General features: G+C 71.3%; 18 protein-coding genes and 1 pseudogene. 8 read left to right on the top strand and 11 right to left on the bottom strand.

Translation table 11 applies throughout. From position 1 onward, the window contains the following. Positions 1–79 precede the first annotated feature (79 nt). Positions 80–436 (bottom strand): annotated as a pseudogene (locus tag ACFYZB_RS10315) (Crp/Fnr family transcriptional regulator); the annotation flags it as partial. Positions 437–448: 12 nt separating this feature from the next. Then, on the bottom strand, positions 449–664 hold the full coding sequence (locus ACFYZB_RS10310; protein ID WP_388756579.1) for a hypothetical protein: 216 nt from the start codon (positions 662–664) through the stop codon (positions 449–451). 137 nt (positions 665–801) lie between these two features. Between ACFYZB_RS10310 and ACFYZB_RS10305 the strand changes: the two genes are divergently transcribed. From ACFYZB_RS10305 to ACFYZB_RS10295, 3 genes are read left to right on the top strand one after another with little or no spacing between them, the layout of a single operon-like run. Then, positions 802–1,866, top strand: coding sequence for a Rieske 2Fe-2S domain-containing protein (locus ACFYZB_RS10305; RefSeq protein ID WP_388756576.1), 1,065 nt, complete (start codon positions 802–804; stop codon positions 1,864–1,866). Further along, positions 1,863–2,033: a hypothetical protein gene (locus ACFYZB_RS10300; RefSeq protein WP_388756575.1), complete on the top strand. Its 171-nt coding sequence runs from the start codon at positions 1,863–1,865 to the stop codon at positions 2,031–2,033. Before ACFYZB_RS10305 ends, ACFYZB_RS10300 begins: the two co-directional genes overlap by 4 nt. After that, on the top strand, positions 2,030–2,959 hold the full coding sequence (locus ACFYZB_RS10295) for a PDR/VanB family oxidoreductase (RefSeq protein WP_388756573.1): 930 nt from the start codon (positions 2,030–2,032) through the stop codon (positions 2,957–2,959). The genes ACFYZB_RS10300 and ACFYZB_RS10295 overlap by 4 nt, the downstream gene beginning before the upstream one ends. Before the next feature lie 12 nt (positions 2,960–2,971). Here ACFYZB_RS10295 and ACFYZB_RS10290 read toward each other — a convergent pair whose 3' ends face one another. The 7 genes from ACFYZB_RS10290 to ACFYZB_RS10260 form a co-directional block, all read right to left on the bottom strand. After that, entirely contained in the window at positions 2,972–5,110 is a 2,139-nt protein-coding gene (locus ACFYZB_RS10290; RefSeq protein WP_388756571.1) for a discoidin domain-containing protein, read from the bottom strand. A gap of 93 nt (positions 5,111–5,203) precedes the next feature. Continuing rightward, complete coding sequence (locus ACFYZB_RS10285) at positions 5,204–6,811, bottom strand: glycoside hydrolase family 13 protein (protein WP_388756568.1); 1,608 nt, start codon at positions 6,809–6,811, stop codon at positions 5,204–5,206. A 31-nt stretch (positions 6,812–6,842) separates the two neighbouring features. Then, on the bottom strand, positions 6,843–7,703 hold the full coding sequence (locus tag ACFYZB_RS10280) for a carbohydrate ABC transporter permease (protein ID WP_388756566.1): 861 nt from the start codon (positions 7,701–7,703) through the stop codon (positions 6,843–6,845). Next, entirely contained in the window at positions 7,700–8,656 is a 957-nt protein-coding gene (locus ACFYZB_RS10275; RefSeq protein ID WP_388756564.1) for a carbohydrate ABC transporter permease, read from the bottom strand. The genes ACFYZB_RS10280 and ACFYZB_RS10275 overlap by 4 nt, the downstream gene beginning before the upstream one ends. A 5-nt stretch (positions 8,657–8,661) precedes the next feature. Beyond that, complete coding sequence (locus tag ACFYZB_RS10270) at positions 8,662–10,014, bottom strand: ABC transporter substrate-binding protein (protein ID WP_388756561.1); 1,353 nt, start codon at positions 10,012–10,014, stop codon at positions 8,662–8,664. 142 nt (positions 10,015–10,156) lie between these two features. Beyond that, positions 10,157–11,155, bottom strand: coding sequence for a LacI family DNA-binding transcriptional regulator (locus ACFYZB_RS10265; protein WP_388756557.1), 999 nt, complete (start codon positions 11,153–11,155; stop codon positions 10,157–10,159). 104 nt (positions 11,156–11,259) lie between these two features. Then, entirely contained in the window at positions 11,260–11,931 is a 672-nt protein-coding gene (locus tag ACFYZB_RS10260; RefSeq protein ID WP_388756554.1) for a hypothetical protein, read from the bottom strand. 240 nt (positions 11,932–12,171) lie between these two features. Between ACFYZB_RS10260 and ACFYZB_RS10255 the strand changes: the two genes are divergently transcribed. The 3 genes from ACFYZB_RS10255 (at position 12,172) to ACFYZB_RS10245 (ending at position 13,926) form a co-directional block, all read left to right on the top strand. After that, on the top strand, positions 12,172–12,828 hold the full coding sequence (locus ACFYZB_RS10255) for a helix-turn-helix transcriptional regulator (RefSeq protein ID WP_351212373.1): 657 nt from the start codon (positions 12,172–12,174) through the stop codon (positions 12,826–12,828). Between the two features lie 32 nt (positions 12,829–12,860). Further along, a complete protein-coding gene (locus ACFYZB_RS10250) occupies positions 12,861–13,400 on the top strand; it encodes a toxin-antitoxin system, toxin component (RefSeq protein WP_351212413.1) in 540 nt (179 codons plus the stop codon). Between the two features lie 298 nt (positions 13,401–13,698). Continuing rightward, positions 13,699–13,926 (top strand): hypothetical protein, encoded by a 228-nt coding sequence (locus ACFYZB_RS10245; protein ID WP_351212375.1) that lies wholly within the window; start codon positions 13,699–13,701, stop codon positions 13,924–13,926. A gap of 32 nt (positions 13,927–13,958) precedes the next feature. Here the strand turns inward: ACFYZB_RS10245 and ACFYZB_RS10240 are convergent, their stop codons facing one another. Then, positions 13,959–14,639: a 4'-phosphopantetheinyl transferase gene (locus ACFYZB_RS10240; protein WP_388756550.1), complete on the bottom strand. Its 681-nt coding sequence runs from the start codon at positions 14,637–14,639 to the stop codon at positions 13,959–13,961. Then, positions 14,587–15,492 carry a metallophosphoesterase gene (locus ACFYZB_RS10235; protein WP_351212379.1) on the bottom strand — a complete coding sequence of 302 codons (906 nt, stop codon included), beginning with the start codon at positions 15,490–15,492 and terminating at the stop codon, positions 14,587–14,589. Before ACFYZB_RS10235 ends, ACFYZB_RS10240 begins: the two co-directional genes overlap by 53 nt. A 321-nt stretch (positions 15,493–15,813) precedes the next feature. On the opposite strand from ACFYZB_RS10235, the gene ACFYZB_RS10230 reads away from it, so the two are divergent. Both ACFYZB_RS10230 and ACFYZB_RS10225 read left to right on the top strand, forming a co-directional pair. Beyond that, positions 15,814–16,920, top strand: a complete 1,107-nt coding sequence (locus ACFYZB_RS10230) for an ATP-grasp domain-containing protein (protein WP_388756547.1) — start codon at positions 15,814–15,816, stop codon at positions 16,918–16,920. 111 nt (positions 16,921–17,031) lie between these two features. Continuing rightward, positions 17,032–17,284 (top strand): leucine zipper domain-containing protein (locus tag ACFYZB_RS10225; RefSeq protein WP_388756544.1); only part of this gene is annotated, 253 nt, incomplete at its 3' end.

Raw genomic sequence — 17,284 nt, 5'->3', positions numbered from 1 at the left:
ACGGAACCGGTGTGCCGATCGCCGGGCGGCGCCGACGGGCGGCCGGGCGGCTGGGCCGGCCGGCCTCCTCACCGGCTTCTCAGCGTTGGGCGCTCCACGACGCCAGGTCGTCGTCGGCCAGGTCGGGAGCGGTGACCGTCAGGCCCTTGGCGTCCCGGCGCAGCAGCCGCTCGGCGAGGTCGTCGATCAGGGCCCGGCGCTCCGACTCACGGCGGGCGCGGGCTCGGTTGTCCGCCCAGCGCAGCCGCTCGGAGACGATGCCCGCCGGCTCCACCGCGGCATCGGGGCAGCGCAACTGGAACGCCCGCAGCGCCTCGTGGGAGACGACGCGTGCGGTCACCGGTCCGCACGCGGCGACCGTGGCCGTACGCGGCATGCCCGCGACCGCCGCCATCTCCCCGATGATGTCCCCGCCGAGCCGGATGGCCAGCAGGGACTCCCGGCCGTTCTAGGCGGTCGCCGTGACCTTGGCGAGGCCGGAGAGCAGCAGAAGGGTGTGGCGGTCGGTGTTCCCCTGACGGATCAGCAGGTCCTTGGCACGGAAGTCCCGCGGACGCCCGAGCGCCAACAGGTCCTCGAGCGCCGTATCGGAGAGCCTGCCGAGGAAACTGCCCCTCGGCCAGCCGGCCCCGTGGTCCGCGTCGTGCGGCGGTGCGTACGTCACCTCTCGACGACAGGGCCTCGGCGGCGGACGGCCAAGGCCCCCGGCGAACCGTTCTTCCGTGGGGCGGAAGCCGGCATTGCGGCCGGGCCGACGCCTCCCGACGATGTGGCCACCACCCACAGACGGGAGCCGCAGCCATGCCGCACATGACCGCTTTCGCGCGCAACCAGTGGTACGTCGCCGCGTACGGCGAGGAGGTCGGGCGCGAACTGCTCGGCCGGACGATCCTCGGGGAACCGCTCGTCCTCTACCGCGCCGAGGAGGACGGCACCCCGGTCGCCCTGCACGACCGGTGCGTCCACCGCCGCTTCCCCCTCTCCTCGAGCGGCCTGGACGGCGACCGGATCGTCTGCGGTTACCACGGTTTCACCTACGACCGCACCGGCGCCTGTGTGTACGTACCGGGCCAGAAGCGCGTCCCGCGCACCGCGCGCGTCGCCTCCTACCCGGTGGTGGAGCAGGACTCGCTCATCTGGGTGTGGATCGGCGACCCGGCGCTCGCCGACCCGCAGACGATCCCGCGGGCCCGGCACCTGGACTCCCCCGGCTGGACCACCGTGCGCGGCATGGAGCCGATCGACGCGGACTACGGCCTGCTCGTCGACAATCTCCTCGACCTGTCCCACGAGACGTATCTGCACGGCGGTTACATCGGGACCCCCGAGGTCGCCGAGACACCCATCACCACCGAGGTGGACGAGGGCGCGGGCGTGGTCCGGGTCAGCCGCCACATGGACGACGCCGAGTGCCCGCCGTTCTACGCCCGTTCGACCGGCATCGAGGGCCGCATCACCCGCTGGCAGGACATCGAGTACCACGCGCCCTGCCTGTATCTGCTGCACAGCCGGATCGCGCCGGCGGGCGTCGTACCGGAGCCGGACGGCAGCGACCCGCACGGGTTCCACACCGAGATCACCTACGCCATCACCCCGTCCGCGGACGGCAAGGTGTACGACTTCTGGGCGGTGTCCAGGGACTGGGCGACAGAGGACGCCGAGGTCACCGAGTTCCTGCGGGGCAACAACCACACCGTCGTCATGCAGGACGTGGACGCGCTCAACCTGCTGCAGCGCACCCTCGGCACCGAACGCACCGGCTACCAGGAGCTGAGCATCAACATCGACACCGGCGGCCTGGCCGCGCGCCGGATCCTGGCCCGGCTGGTCGAGGAGGGCGACAAGCCGGTCGAGGGGGTCCGGTGAGCCCCGGCACCGGCCAGGTCTACCGGATCGACTGGCTGCCGGGCACGGACGTGCTGCACGGCACCTGCCACTGCGGTGCGCAGCACACCGCCGAGGACCCGGTCCTGATGTGGGAGTGGATGCTGGCGCATCCCGAAGGACACGACAGCGAAGAGGCCGTACGGTGACCGAACGCGAACTCATCATCGAGACAAGGGAGTTCGCCGCCGAGGGGGTGCTCTCCCTGACGCTGCGCGATCCGCTGGGCCGTGAGCTGCCCCTCTGGGAGCCCGGCGCCCATGTGGACCTCCTGCTCGGGCCGGGGCTGGAGCGGCAGTACTCGCTGTGCGGGGATCCGGCGGACCGGTCGGCGTGGCGGATCGCGGTGCTGCGCGAACCGGCGGGACGGGGCGGATCGGCCCATGTGCACGAGCAGTTGGGCGAGGGAGGCAAGGTACGGGTGCGCGGGCCGCGCAACCACTTCCGCCAGGAGTCCGCGCCCCGCTACCGCTTCATCGCGGGCGGCATCGGCATCACCCCGATCCTGCCGATGCTCGCGGCGGCCGAACGGGCGGGCGCCGACTGGACGTTGCTCTACGGCGGACGCACCCGCTCCTCGATGGCGTTCACCGGGGAGCTGGCACGCTACGGCGACCGGGTCACCCTCGCCCCGCAGGACGAGACGGGCCTGCTCGACCTGGGCCCGGTGCTGGAGGACCTGCCCGACGGCACCCTGGTGTACTGCTGCGGGCCGGGGCCGCTGCTGGACGCCGTCGAGGAACGCTGCCCGGCCGGGGCGCTGCGGGTGGAGCGCTTCCAGCCGAAGGAGCAACGGACGGGCGGCGACGAGGAGTTCGAGGTCGTCCTCGCCCGCAGCGGTCGCACGGTCACCGTCCCGCCGCAGGTGTCCGTGCTGGACGCGGTGCGCGCCGCCGGGGTCGAGGTGCTGTACTCCTGCGCGGAGGGGACGTGCGGCACCTGCGAGACGGACGTGGTGGAGGGCACCCCGGACCACCGGGACTCGGTCCTCACCGAGGAGGAGCGGTCGGCCGGTGACACGATGATGATCTGCGTGTCCCGCTGCCGGGGCGCCCGTCTGGTGCTGGATCTGTGACGCCGTCCTGACTCAGGACGTCAGGTACGCCTCCACCTCACCGAACTGCCCGGCCGGCCAGCCCGTGTTGGCGCTGACGCTGAGCCGGAGGTACCGCAGGTTCGTGCCGCCCGGCAGGGAGACGGTGGTCGTGTTGCCGGTGGCCGGGTCGAAGCGGTAGCCCTGGGAGCCCACGACGGTCGAGTAGGTCGAGCCGTCCGTGCTGCCCAGCACGGTGATGGTCTGGGTGCGGGCGCCCCACGCCGAGGACGGGGGCAGCTTCAGCACCAGGCGGCGTACCGCGTAGGACGAGCCGAGGTCGACCGTCCAGGACTGCGGGAAGGCGTTGTTGGTCGACTCCCAGTAGGAGTTCGCGTCGCCGTCGACCGCCTTGCCGGGGGTGTAGACGTCCTGGGAGCCGGTCGCGGTGGCCGGCCGGCCCTTGGCGAGGTTGCGGTTCGGGTCGGGGTCGGGGTTGCCCTGGCCGGGCTGGGGCCAGGTGGAGCAGTCCGCCCAGGTACTGGACCAGCCGGAGTTGCCGCCGCCGTCGGTGAGGGTGAAGGAGCCGGAGTTCGCCGGGTAGGGGCAGTTGTAGATGCCGGCGGCCCCGACCTGGGTGGCGGTGACGTTCTTGAACGTGGCCGCGCCCTGGGCCTCGGCCTGGACGACGACCGTTCCGGTGTTCCTCACCGTCGCTCCCGTCACGTTGACGTTCCGCACCGGGTAGCCCTGTCCGCCGCCGGAGACGAACTCGAAGGCGCTGTAAGGGCTGTCGGTGATCGTGGTGTCGGTGATGTTCACGGTCGCGTTGATCGCGCTGTCGTAGGAGTCGACCCGCAGCGCGCCCATCGGATGGTTCCAGTTGGGGTTCATCGCGCCGGTGCGGACCAGGGTGTTGCCGTCGACGGTGATGGTGCCCGACAGCGGGGAGAACGGGTCCATGAACTTCTGGTTGGAGATCGCGATGCCACTGCCGAGGGCGTTGGTGTCGGAGACCAGGTTGTTCTTCACGGAGATGTCGGTGCCGCCGTAGATGGCGATGCCGTTGGCGAGGTTGGGCTGCGAGATCGTGTTGTTCTCGAAGCTGGAGTTCGTGTCCGGCGCGTACAGCGACCACATGGCGAGGGCGTCGTCGCCCTGGTTGCGCAGGAAGTTGTCGCGGACGACGACGCCCTTGGCGGAGCCGTTGAGGTTGATGCCGTCGGCGGTGGTGTCGAGGAAGCGGTTGTTCTCCACCACCAGGTTGTCGTTGTCGCCCATCAGCCACATGCCGCACTTCAGGTGCTGGATCCACATGCCGGAGACGGAGGAGTTCGGGCCGAGCGAGCCGTTGACGAAGTTGTCGGGGCTGGAGTCGACGCGCTCGGTGACCTCGCCGATGACCGCGAAGTCCTTGATGTGGACGTTTCCGGAGGAGGTGGACTGGTCGACGAACCGGGAGGTGTGCACCACCGAGTACCAGCTGCCGGCGCCCTGGAGGGTCACGTTCTGGACGCCGTTGAGGGACGAGGTGATCCGGTAGTCGCCCGGCGGGATCCACACCGTCCCGCCCTGGGCTGCGGCGATGGCGTCCCGGAAGGCCTGGGTGGAGTCGCCGTTGCCGCTGGGGTCGGCTCCCTCGGAGACCACGGACACCGAGCCGGCGGGCTGGGAGGCGGGGGCCGCGACCTGCTCGAAGTCGGCGACGTCGACCGTGACCTGGGTGCCGGTCGACTCGAAGGCGACCTTGTCGCCCGCCTGGATGTCCTGGCCGAGCATCAGGCGCGCGTCGTCGAAGAAGTGGTGCTGCCTGGCGCCGGGGATCCAGCCGGTGTCGATGTAGGAGTACGTGGAGGTGACGGTCAGGGTCCTGGCGAGCTTGACCCCGTTGACGTACACGCTGAGCGTGCCGGACTGGCCGTCGGGGACGCTGTAGGTGACGTTCACGGCGTTGGCGGCCCGGGGTGCCGTGAACTCGACGCGCTGTCCGGACGCGAGGCGCACGGCCTGCCGTCCGGAGGCCTCGGAGGCGAGCGTGCCCTGGGTGTAGTCGGGGCCGATCCTGGTGCCGGTGGTGGCCGCCGACTCCGCCTCCACCGAGGTGAAGGGGAGCCCGGCGCCGGCGGCCGCGTGGGCGGCGGGCGCGGCCGCGACGAGCATGCCGGCGGCGAGAGAAGCCACAGCGGTCGCCATGACGGGCATGCTCCTGACAGATCTGATCATGGTGCTCTGCATGTGCCGATCCCTTCGGGGTGGGGGTGCGGGGACAGCGCGGTGCTCGGCGGCTCAGCTCCGCAACCAGGCCGCCGTGTCCTGGGGCAGCCGGCCCGCGTGGTCCAGGGGGCCGCTGCTCAGCAGGAGTCGGGAGTGTGGGGGGAGCTCGACGGGCCCGGGCGCGAAGTTGACGGCGCACATCACTCCCTCGGCTCGGGTGAAGGCGAGGGCACCGTCGGGGGTGGGGAGCCAGGCCAGGGGGCCGTCGCCGAAGAGCGGGCGGATCGCGATGGCCCGGCGGTAGAGGGAGAGCATGGAGTCGGGGTCCTGTTGTTGACGGTCGACCGCGTACGACGACCAGCCGGCCGGCTGCGGGAGCCAGGGCTCCTGCCTTGAACCGAAGCCCGCATACGGCATACCGGCGACCCACGGCAGCGGCACCCGGCAGCCGTCCCGGCCGGGGTCGGCTCCCCGCGAGCGGTAGTACATCGGATCCTGTATCCGGTCGACCGGGATCGCGGCCTCCGGCAGCCCCAGCTCCTCCCCCTGGTAGAGGTAGACCGCGCCCGGCAGGGCCAGCGACAGCAGAGCGGCGGCCCGCGCCCGCCGGGTCCCGAGCGCGAGGTCGGCCGGCGTGCCGAAGGCCTTGGCGGCGAAGTCGAACCCGGTGTCCTCACGGCCGTAGCGGGTGACCGTGCGGGTGACGTCGTGGTTGCACAGCACCCAGGTGGCCGGGGCGCCGGCGGGGGCGTGCTCGGCGAGGGTGGTGTCGATCGAGGCGCGCAGCCGGCCGGGGTCCCAGGGGCAGGACAGGAAGGAGAAGTTGAAGGCGGTGTGGAGTTCGTCGGGGCGCAGGTAGCGGGCGAAGCGTTCGGGGTCGGGGAGCCAGACCTCGCCGACGAAGACGCCGTCGTACTCGTCCGCGACCCGCCGCCAGGAGCGGTAGACGTCGTGGAGTTCGTCGCGGTCGACGAAGGGATGCGGCTCGGGGCGGGAGGCGAGGTCGGGCAGGGCCGGGTCCTTGGCGAGCAGGGCGGCGGAGTCGATGCGGACGCCGGCGACGCCCCGCTCGAACCAGAACCGCAGGATGTCCTCGTGCTCCTGGCGGACGGCCGGGTGGGCCCAGTTGAGGTCGGGCTGCTCGGGCGTGAACAGGTGCAGGTACCAGTCGCCGTCGGGCAGGCGGGTCCACACCGGCTCGGCGGAGCCGACGAACTGCGACGGCCAGTCGTTCGGCGGGAGTTCGCCGTGCGGGCCGCGCCCGGGCCGGAAGTGGAACAGTTCGCGCTCCGGGCCGCCGGGTCCGGCGGCGAGTGCCGCCCGGAACCAGGGGTGCCGGTCGGAGACGTGGTTGGGCACGATGTCGACGATGGTCCGGATGCCCAGCTCACGTGCCTCGGCGATGAGTTTCTCCGCCTCGGCGAGGGTGCCGAAGGCGGGGTCGATGGTCCGGTAGTCGGCGACGTCGTAGCCGCCGTCCTTCAGCGGCGACAGGTACCAGGGGGTGAACCACAGGGCGTCCACGCCGAGTTCGGCGAGATACGGCAGCCGGGCACGGACGCCCGCGAGGTCACCGGTGCCGTCGCCGTCGCCGTCCGCGAAGCTGCGGACGTACACCTGGTAGATGACGGCCGAGCGCCACCAGTCGCGGTCCTTCGGGGCATGGGTGGGCTGTCCCACGAAAGCTTACCTTCTCTCGGAAGAGTCGACGTCAGCCCTTCGTGCCGCCCGCGCTGATCCCGGCGATGATCTGCCGCTGGAAGAGCAGGAACAGGGCGACCATCGGGATGCTGGCGATCACCATCGCCGCGATGAGCACGGTTAGTCGGATGTTCTGCGACAACTGGACGAGTGCCACGCTGATGGGCTGTTTGTCGGTGTCGGAGAAGACCATCAGCGGCCAGAGGAAGTCCTGCCAGACCGCGACCAGCGCGAAGATCGAGACCACGCCGAGCACGGGCCGCGACATCGGCAGCACGATCGACCACAGCGTGCGCAGCTTCCCCGCACCGTCGATCTCGGCGGCCTCCAGCACGTCGCGCGGGAGCTGGTCGAAGAACCGCTTGAGCAGGTAGAGGTTGAAGGCGTTGGCGACGGCCGGCAGCCAGATGGCGACGGGATCGTTGAGCAGGCCCAGGTCCGCCACGGTGAGGTACTTCGGTACGACGAGCGCCTGCGCCGGAACCATCAGGGTGGCCAGGATGCCGCCGAGGACCACCCCGCCGAAGGCGGGCCTCAGCCTGGACAGGGCGTAGGCGGCGGCCGTGCAGAACACCAGCTGGAACGCCCAGGCGCCGGCCGCCTGCACCACCGTGTTCCACAGGTGCTGCGGCAACTGCATCAGGTCCCAGGCATCGGTGTAGCCGCCGAGGTGCCAGTGGTGCGGGACGAGCGTCGGCGGTGTCCGGGCCACCTCGTCCGGCGACTTCATGGCGCCGGTCACCATCCAGTAGACCGGGAAGAGGAACGCGAGGGCGAAGAGGACGACGACGGCCGTGAACACGGTCCAGTAGACCGCCTTGCCGCGCGGGCGGGCGAGGGTGGCCGGGGAGATCAGGGTGCGGGTGCTCATGCGCCGTCCCCCTCGGTGCGGGTGAGCCGCAGGTAGACGGCGGAGAAGGCGCCGAGCAGCACCAGGAGCATGACGCTGAGGGCGCAGGCGCCGCCGAAGTCGTTGTAGAGGAAGGCGTACTTGTAGATCAGGTAGAGCACGGTCACCGTCGCGTTCTCCGGTCCGCCGCCGGTGATGACGAACGGTTCGGTGAACACCTGCATGGTGGCGATGATCTGAAGGAGCATCAGCATCAGGATCACGAACCGGGTCTGCGGGACCGTGACGTGCCGGACGCGCTGGAGCAGGTTCGCCCCGTCCAGTTCGGCGGCCTCGTACAGCTCGCCCGGGACGGACTGCAGGGCGGCGAGGTAGATCAGGACGGTGCCGCCCATGTTCGCCCAGGTCGCCACGATCACCAGGGAGACGAGCGCGGTGTCGGTGCCGTTGGACCAGTTCGAGGTGGGCAGGTGGACGAAGCGCAGCGCCTCGTTGGCGAGGCCTGCTCCGGGGTCGTAGAACCACTTCCACAGCAGGGCGCTGACCACCGGCGGGATCATCACCGGCAGATAGACCACGACCCGGAAGAAGGCCTTGGCGTGCCGGAGTTCGTTGAGGACCAGGGCGAGGAGGAAGGGGATCGCGAAGCCGATGAGCAGGGCCAGCAGGGTGAAGATGAGCGTGTTGCGCCAGGCCGCGTCGAATTCGGGGTCGCGCAGGACGCGGGTGAAGTTGGCGGTGCCGACCCACTGCGGCTTCGAGCCCGGTGTGTACTTCTGGAAGGCGATGACGACCGCGCGGATCGCCGGGTACCAGGAGAACAGGGCGAAGCAGACGAGGCCACCAATGAGGAAGGCATAGGCGCGGGCCTGGTCGGCGAGGCGGCGGCGCCTCCGGGCCCCTGCCGGGGGCGGCGCAGGTACCGGGTGGACGGCGGCCTTCGTCACCGGCCGCCGTTCGGCCGTCTTCGTCATGGCGGTCAGCTCCGGGCCAGGATGCCGTCGATCTTGCCGGACGCGTCCTTGAGGAGCTGGTCGATGTCGGCGTCCTTCTCGGTGAGGACGGCGGAGACGGTGGAGTCGAGGACGGAGTAGATCTGCTGGGCGTCCGGCGGCTCGATCCTCATCCGGAGTTTCCGGTTGCCGTCGAGGAAGGCCTGGTAGTTGGCCAGCGGGACGTTGGCGTTGGCCTTCTTGGCCTGCTGGTCCCTGGCGTCGGCGGCGCCGGTGAACAGGCGCGGCTCGGGCAGGCCCACGGGGGCGTCGTTCTTCCTGGCACGGGCGTAGTCACCGAGGAAGCCCGCACCGGGGGTGAGGAACATGTGGTCCAGCCACTTCAGGCCGGCCCGGATCTGGGCGGGCGTGTCGTGCTTGTCGAACATGTAGCCGTCGCCGCCGATGAGCGTGCCGTTGCCGCCCGGCATGGGACCGATGGCGATGTCGTCGTAGTGCGCGCCCTTCTCCTTGACCAGGATCGGGATGTTGTCCGGGGCGGCGAGATACATCCCGAGTCTGCCCGAACCCATCATCTGCTGCACGTCGTTGATGACGAGGAGCTGCCTGCTGCCCATGGAGTCGTCGGTCCACCGCATGTCGTGCAGGTTCTGCAGGACGGCGTGGCCCTCGGGGCTGTCGACGGCGGCCTTCTTGCCGTCGGGGCTCACGACGTCGCCGCCCTGCGAGTAGAGCTCGGCCGTGAAGTGCCAGCCGCCCTGGTTCTGCGCGCTGTAGTCGGCGTATCCGACGGTGCCGTTCCCGAGGGCGGCGATCTTCCTGGCGTCGGCGCGGACCTCGTCCCACGTCGTCGGGGGCTTGTCGGGGTCGAGGCCGGCCTTCTGGAAGAGCTTGCGGTTGTAGATCAACCCCATGCTGTATCCGGTACGCGGTATGCCGTAGACCTTTCCGTCGACGGTGTAGATGTCCCGCAACTGCTTCTGGAGGGTGCCGTAGGACTTCAGATCCTTGAGGTACGGCGTGAGATCGGCCGCCTGTCCCATGTCCACGACGTGCCTGGCGTCGGTGAAGTACGTGTAGAAGACGTCCTCCATCTGGCCGCCGGCGAGCTTGGCGTCAAAGGTCTTCGGGTCCTGGCAGGGGAAGGCGTCGTGCGCGACGACGTCGACGCCCGGGTTCTGCTCGGCGAAGGAGGCGAGGTCCTCCTCGAAGAACCTCCGGTCGACCTTGGCGCTCCTGGGCGGCTCGCAGTTGACGGTGATGCGCGTCCGGCCGTCGGCCGAGCCGTCGCCGCCCGAGCCGCAGGCGGTGGCGGCGAGGGCGAGCGAGGAACAGGCGCCGATCGCGACGACGGTACGGCGGAACCCGGTGCTTCTCATCGGTGGACCCCCTGATGGCACTCATGGCAGGAGCGGTGGGCGCCGCACACTCAAGCACCGCCGACATCTCTCCGCAAGATGTCGCGCGCAATCTGAAATTATTTGACAGCAGGTTGGATCTTCTCGATTGCAGGGCAGGCGCTCAGTCGCGCGGAGCCCGCGCGGTGGATCCGCGCACCACCAACTCGGGCTCGAACAGCAGCTCCTCGGCGGGTACGGCGGTGCCGCCGATCTGCGCGTTCAGCAGCTCGACGGCCGCGCGGCCCATGGCCTCGATGGGCTGGCGGACGGTGGTGAGCGGGGGCTCGGTGCAGTTCATGAAGGCCGAGTCGTCGTAGCCGACGACCGAGATGCGGCCGGGTACGCCGTACCCCTTGCGGCGGGCGGCCCGGACCGCGCCGAGGGCGAGGGGGTCGCTGGCGCAGACGATGCCGGTGACACCCCGGTCGATCAGCCGGGACGCGGCGGCGTGACCGCCCTCGACGGAGAAGATCGCCCGGGCGACGAACTCCTCCGGCAGGTCGCCGGCGATCGCCCGCGCGGCGGCCAGTTTGCGCGCCGAGGGCACATGGTCCCCGGGGCCCAGGACCAGCCCGATGCGCTCGTGGCCGAGGGAGGCCAGGTGGCGCCACGCCTGCTCGACGGCGACGGCGTCGTCGCAGGACACGCCCGGGAAACCGAGGTCTTCGATGGCCGCGTTGACCAGCACGACGGGGATGTTGCGCTCGGCGAGCAGCCGGTAGTGGTCGTGCGGGGCGTCCGCCTGTGCGTACAGTCCGCCGGCGAAGACGACGCCGGAGACCTGCTGCTGCAGCAGCAGCTCGACGTAGTCCGCCTCCGAGACGCCGCCCTTGGTCTGCGTGCACAGCACCGGGGTGAGTCCGAGCTGGGCGAGCGCGCCGCCGATGACCTCGGCGAACGCCGGGAAGATGGGGTTCTGCAGCTCCGGCAGGACCAGGCCGACGAGGCGGGCGCGTTCGCCGCGCAGTTGGGTGGGGCGCTCGTAACCGAGGACGTCGAGCGCCGTCAGCACCGCCTGCCGGGTGGCTTCGGAGACGCCGGGTTTGCCGTTGAGCACCCGGCTGACGGTCGCTTCGCTGACGCCGACCTTCTTCGCCACTTCCGCAAGTCGTCGTGTCATGTGCGCAAGCGTAGCGCAAGCTCGACGCAAGCCATGCAAGTGGCTTGCGCAATGAGCGGTTCGGACCCGGCGCCGCCGGCGACCTGAACGCCGGCGGTGCCGGGTCAGCCCTCGGGGGTGCGGACGACCGTGAGGTGCCCCGCCGGGCCGCGCGGCCGGCGCGGGCGGCGTACCGGCGCGGCGGGCCGGCGGTTCTCGCGCAGGACCATCGAAAGGCGCCGGTGGCCGAGGTCGCGCAGGACCTGAGGCGTCTCCTCGACGATGCGGCACTCGGTGGGGCCGCGCCGCGGGTCGGGGTGGAGCAGCAGCCGCACGGCCCCGTCGAGCCGGGTCGCGCTCTCGCCCACGGCGTGGATCCAGTGCGCCAGGCCCTGCCGGTAGGCGGCCTCCATGAGGGGGTCCTGTGCGAGGTCCCGGCGGATCGCCTGGAGTTCCTGGTCGTGACCGTACGTCTCCAGGGCGGTCCTCAGGTGGGCCAGCATCGGCAGGCACCAGCCCTGTTCGTGCTCGCCGAGGACGTCCGCCGCATCCGGATGGAACAGGACGAACCGCAGGAAGTTGTCCCCGGGCATGGCCGTCGCGTGCGGGCGTACCCCGCGGAAAAGTGTCTCGAACGCACCGTTGGCCATGACCACGTCCCAGCGGTGGTCGACGACCAGGGACGGGACGGCGAGGGACTCCAGCAGTACGGCGTAGTCCTGGAGGTACGCCTGGGTCTCGCAGGTGTCGGGGACGGGCCGCGGCGCGGGCCACTGCTCTCCTGCCTGATGTGCCATCGGGAGGTCACCCCTCTTGCCTCTGCGGCCTTCACGCGGCCCTGCGATCCTGCGGCCCGCGACAAGACCATGTCAACTATCGTGGCATTCCGCGCTCGTTGACGGCTGAAATTCGCCACAGTTGTGGCGACACCTGGATGTGAGTTCGAGGCACCCGCTACTCTCCGGGAAGTTCACGGCGACCGCTCGTGAGAAGCACGGACACATCTGAAGACCTCGAGAGACGTAGGAGTTCTGTCGGTGACGGATGGCTACGAGGATCCGGGCGCCACGGCGACCGCCCAGCTGCCGGCCGTCGTCGCCCGCGTCACCGCGCTCGCCGACCGGCTCGGCGTGCCGCATGCCGAGGTCTTCGACGTCGGGCGGCTCTCCGTGGCCTGCGGGGTCCCGGAGCCGGTGGTCAAGGCCCTGCTCGCCGGCCGGCCCGCCGGTGAACCGGACGTGCAGGCACGGTTTCTGCAGCGCCTGGGCCTGCTGCGGCGGACTCGGCTGAAACCCAACGGCCGCAAGTACACCCAGCAGGAGATCGCCGACGGCGCGGGCATGTCCCGGCAGCAGGCCGGCGCGCTCATCAACGGCGACCGGCGGCCGACCATGGAGCACTGCGACGCGCTCCAGCGTTTCTTCCGGGTGCACGCGGGCTTCCTCACCGCGGAGGACCCCGAGGCGGTGGCGGGTGCGCTGCAGCGTACCGAGCAGGAGCTCCTGACCAAGCTCGCCGACCGGGAGCGGGCCGCCGCGAGGGCCGACGGGGATCCGCTGCAGCGGCTGCTGCAGGACCACGGGGTGCGCGGAATAGCCTGGCGGGCCGCGCAGTTGCCCACCGACCAGCACCGGGACAAGGTCGCGGAGTGGCTCGACATGCTCCTGGAGAGCGTCAAACGGCCCGAGTCGTGAGCCTGGGGAGGACTGTGGGCATCGGCAGGGACATGCGCCGGCTGTGCAACGAGCTGGTCGGCGGGCTGACGCTGCCCGCGCCGGCACCGCCGGGCGAACTGTACGGCGCGCTGTGCGCGGCGATGAGCCGCCGCCGGGGCCGCCCGGTGGCCTTCCGCGCGGCCGCCTTCCCGCCGGGCACGGCGAGCGGCCTGTGGCTGGACCTGACCGACCGCGACCTCGTCGTCGTGGAGGAACGCACCGCGCCCGACCACCAGTTGGTCATCCTCGGCCACGAGCTGTGGCACATGCAGGCCGACCACCGCGGACACCACGTCGACGGCGTCGGGGTCGCCACCCGGCTGCTGCACGACGGCGCCGACCAGGAGGCGCTGCAGGCCACGGTGCACCGGGTCGCTGCCCGGACCCGTTTCGATCTCGCCGAGGAGCGGGAGGCCGAGACCTTCGGTCTGCTGCTGGCCAGCAAGTGCCGTACCTGGCTGGCCGGTTCGGCCCTGCGCGGCCCGGTCCAGCGCGACGACGTGGCCGGGCGCATCGAGGTGTCCCTGGGGTACCCGGGGCCGCAGGGCTGATCGAGCCGAGGGGCTGATCGAGCCATGCGGGTGATCGGGCCGAAGGGCTGGTCCGAGGGCCGTACGGCGGAGGGCCGTGGGGCCCTGCCGTCGTCCCGTGGACCCGCTGTCGTGCGCCGGACGCCGGACGCCACTCGTCCCGGCGCGTCACCCCCGCAGGCCTCACCGAAAGGATTCGGCCTCGGCTGAGCGGGCTAACCGGGACGCGGCCGAAGGGCGTTGTCAGTGGTGGGCGGCAAGCTGGAGAGGTGCGCGGCACAGCGCGCGACCGTGACGCCTACCCGGGGAGAGCCGACCGATGCCCACTGCCGTACTGACCGACCGCGAGCGCACCGCCGTACAGGCCTATCTGCGGCTGCTGCACACCGTGCGCGCCGCCTTCGACGGGCCGCCGGACGCCGGCCGGCCCGCCGTGGTGCCGCCCACCGTACTGGCCGAGGCGGAACAGGCCCTGGCGCGCGCGGGCCTCACGGGCAACGAGGAGCAGTTCTTCCGGCTGCTGCGCGACTGGTGTCCGCCGACCTGACCGGGCCGGGAGCCGCGCACGGCTGCCGGGCGTCAGGGGTGCGGGACGACCACGGCGGTGGCGACCACTCCGTCCCGCACGGCCCACCTGCCGTCGAAGACCTGGAGCCGGCGGCCGCCGACCCGGGGCCCGCGGACGAGGAGTTCGGCACGCAGGGTGCCGTGCGTCGCGTCGCCGGGGCTCGGGGCGAGGGTGATGTCGGCCTCGGAGAACTCCAGCCAGGTGCGGGTCAGCGGGAACCACGCCTTGTAGACGGACTCCTTGGCGCTGAACAGGATCCGGTCCCAGTGCACGTCGGGCCGCTGCCCGGCGAGCCGGTCGAGCCGCTCGGCCTCGGCAGGCAGGCAGACGAAGGCGCCGACCTCCTCCGGGAGCGGCCCGTCCGGTTCGGCGTCGATGCCCAGGGAGGCCAGGTCGTCGGTGCGGGCCAGCGCGGCGGCGCAGTAGTCGTCGCAGTGGGTCATGCTGCCGATCAGACCGTCCGGCCAGCGCGGCGCGCCCCGCTCACCGCTGAGGACGGACTGCGCCGGCACGCCGAGTTTCTCCATGGCACGCCGGGCGCAGCCGCGTACGGCGGCGAACTCGCGCCGGCGCCTGGCCACGGCACGTTCGACGTGCGCTGCCTCCCCGGGGTAGAACGGAGCGTCCCACAGCGGGTCGTCACGCTGTGCCTCCACGGCCACGACCGACTCCGGGAGCAGCTCCTCGATCACCGGCTTCGACCTCCATCGGCAGGATGCGGCGCAGCCTTCCCGGCTGCTCCGGGCGCTTGCGCCATTCACGGGGATAGCCTACGGAGACCTCCTCGAAGCGGACTCCGTCGTGCCAGGTGGTGCGCGGGATGTGCAGATGGCCGTAGACCATGGTCGCGACGCGGAACCGGCGGTGCCAGTCGGCGGTGAGCTGGGTGCCGCACCACATGGCGAACTCGGGGTACCACAGCACCTCGGTGGGATGCCGGTGCAGCGGATAGTGGTTGACCGGTACGACGGGCAGGTCCGGCGGCAGTTCGGCGAGCCTGCGCTCGGTCTCGGCGACCCGCGCCCGGCACCAGGCGTCACGGGTCGGATAGGGATCGGGGTGCAGCAGGTACTCGTCGTTGCAGACCACGCCGGTGCTCTCCGCGTAGGCCAGGCCCTCGGCCTTGGTGGCGCAGCCGGACGGCAGGAACGAGTAGTCGTACAGCAGGAACAGCGGGGCGACGACGGCCGGGCCGCCGGGGCCCTGCCACACCGGGTAGGGATCCTCGGGGGTGACGACGCCCAGCTCGCGGCAGAGCCCGACCAGGTGCTCGTAGCGGGCGACGCCGCGCAGGGTGACCGGATCCTTCGGGTGCGTCCACAGCTCGTGGTTGCCGGGGACCCACAGCACCTTGCGGAAACGGTCCGCGAACTTCTCCAGGGTCCAGCGGATGTCGGCCACCGTCTCTGCGACGTCACCGGCCACGATCAGCCAGTCCTCGTCGCTGGTGGGCCGCATGTCCTCGACCAGCGCGCGGTTCTCCGGATAGCCGATGTGCAGGTCGCTGATGGCCAGCAGCTGCCCGGCCCCGGCCGCAGACTCCACCCTGCACCCCTTTCGATCATCCTCCGCCGGGACCACGAGAACACATGGGCACACACCGCGACAAGAGGCTCACCGGCCGCCGTGTCGCGAGGTCACGGCGGCGGGCCGGCGCCGGCCGGAAGGATCCCGGCGAGCCTACTGGACGAGTCCCGGAAAGCCGTAACATCCGCGTTGCACGCGCGGGCTCTTGAAAGCCGTATGATCGCCCCGACACCAACATCCAACCCCCCTTTTTCCCAGGGGTCGTTTGGCGTCCCTTCCTTCCTCCTGCCCGGGCACGGGCCGCCGAGCCCTGCCCGAAAACCGTGAAAGGCGGCCTGCATGCTCTCTCGCGTACGCGTCTGGCTCAACCGCACGTACGCGGAGAACGTGTTCTTCATGGATCAGCTGCGCAGAAATCCCAGCGATCGCGCGGTGGAGATCCATGCCACGCACGGGGACCCCGACTCCCCCGTGCTGGCCGCCGCCGACACCGCCGACCTGGAACCGGAGGGCCTGTCCCCGGCCGCCTATGTCGAGTACGCGCTCGACCAGTGCGCCCGGCGCGGCATCGACGTGTTCGTGCCCCGGCTGCATCAGGCGGCGATCGTGCGGCACCGCGCGGAGTTCGCGGCGGTGGGTACGGCCCTGCTGGCGCCCACCCCCGAGGCGGTCGCCGTGTTCGAGGACAAGGCGACCGCGTACGAGGCGGTCGGCTCGGTGGGCGTCCCGGTGCCGCCGTGGTGGCGGGTGCGCACGGCCGACGAACTCCTCGGCGCCGTCGAGGAGTTGGAGGCGGCCGGGCACAAGGCGTGTTTCAAGCCGGCCGCCGGAGCCGGCGGGGTCGGCTTCCGGGTGATCACCCGCACGCCGTTCTCGCTCGCCGGCCTCGAGGGGTTCCCGAGCCCGTACGTCCAGCTCGACCTGGTCGTCGAGGCGCTGCGGCGGTCCGGGCAGCCGGTGGACTGGCTGGTGATGCCGCGCCTGGAGCAGCCCGAGGTGTCGGTCGACTGTCTGACCGGCACGGACAACCGTCTGCGGCTCGCGGTGGGCCGCACCAAGAACGGCCGACGACGGGGCTTCACCCTGGACGATCGGTGGCTGGAGCCGGCCCGGCTGATCGCGGAGGGCTTCGGGCTGCACCACCTGTCCAACATCCAGTTCCGGATGTTCGACGACCGGCCGGTGCTGCTGGATGTCAACACGCGACCCGCCGGGGGTCTGCATCAGCTGTCGCTCTGCGGGGTGAACGCGCCGTGGGCCGCCGTGCAGTTGGCACTGGGTGAGGATCCGGGGGTGGTCGAGCCGCCGTTCCTGGGCCAGGACTACACGGTGGTTGCGGGGCCGCGGTCGCTTCTGCCCGCGGCGCTCCCCCGGCAGAGGGAGGCGGAGATCGTATTGCCTCTCCCCGCCCAGGTGCCTTCGGCCGTGGAGGCCCTGCCGCTCTAGGTGTGCTGTCCCGGGACGTTGGTGACACGCGTGCTGGGTGCTTGAACGGGTGAGGGCCTTCTGGGTTCGGTGTGGATTGCGACATCTACACGCCGACCGCAGGAGGCCCTCGTGTCCCACCGTAATGCCCCGCTGACGCCGACCGGCAGGCTGCGTCTGGCCCGGTGTGTCGTGGACGACGGCTGGCCTTTGCGGCGGGCCGCGGAACGCTTCCAGGTCAGTCACACCACCGCCGCCCGATGGGCCGGCCGTTACCGGCAGTGGGGCGCCGAGGGCATGCACGACCGCTCCAGCCGCCCGCACCGCCAGCCACGGCGCACGTCACCGGCCATCGAAGCGCAGGTGGTGGGCCTGCGCCGCGAAC

It is taken from the genome of Streptomyces sp. NPDC001852 (assembly GCF_042891825.1).
In the GTDB taxonomy this organism is placed as follows: Bacteria; Actinomycetota; Actinomycetes; order Streptomycetales; family Streptomycetaceae; genus Streptomyces.
This window is presented reverse-complemented; position numbering and strand designations above follow the sequence as displayed.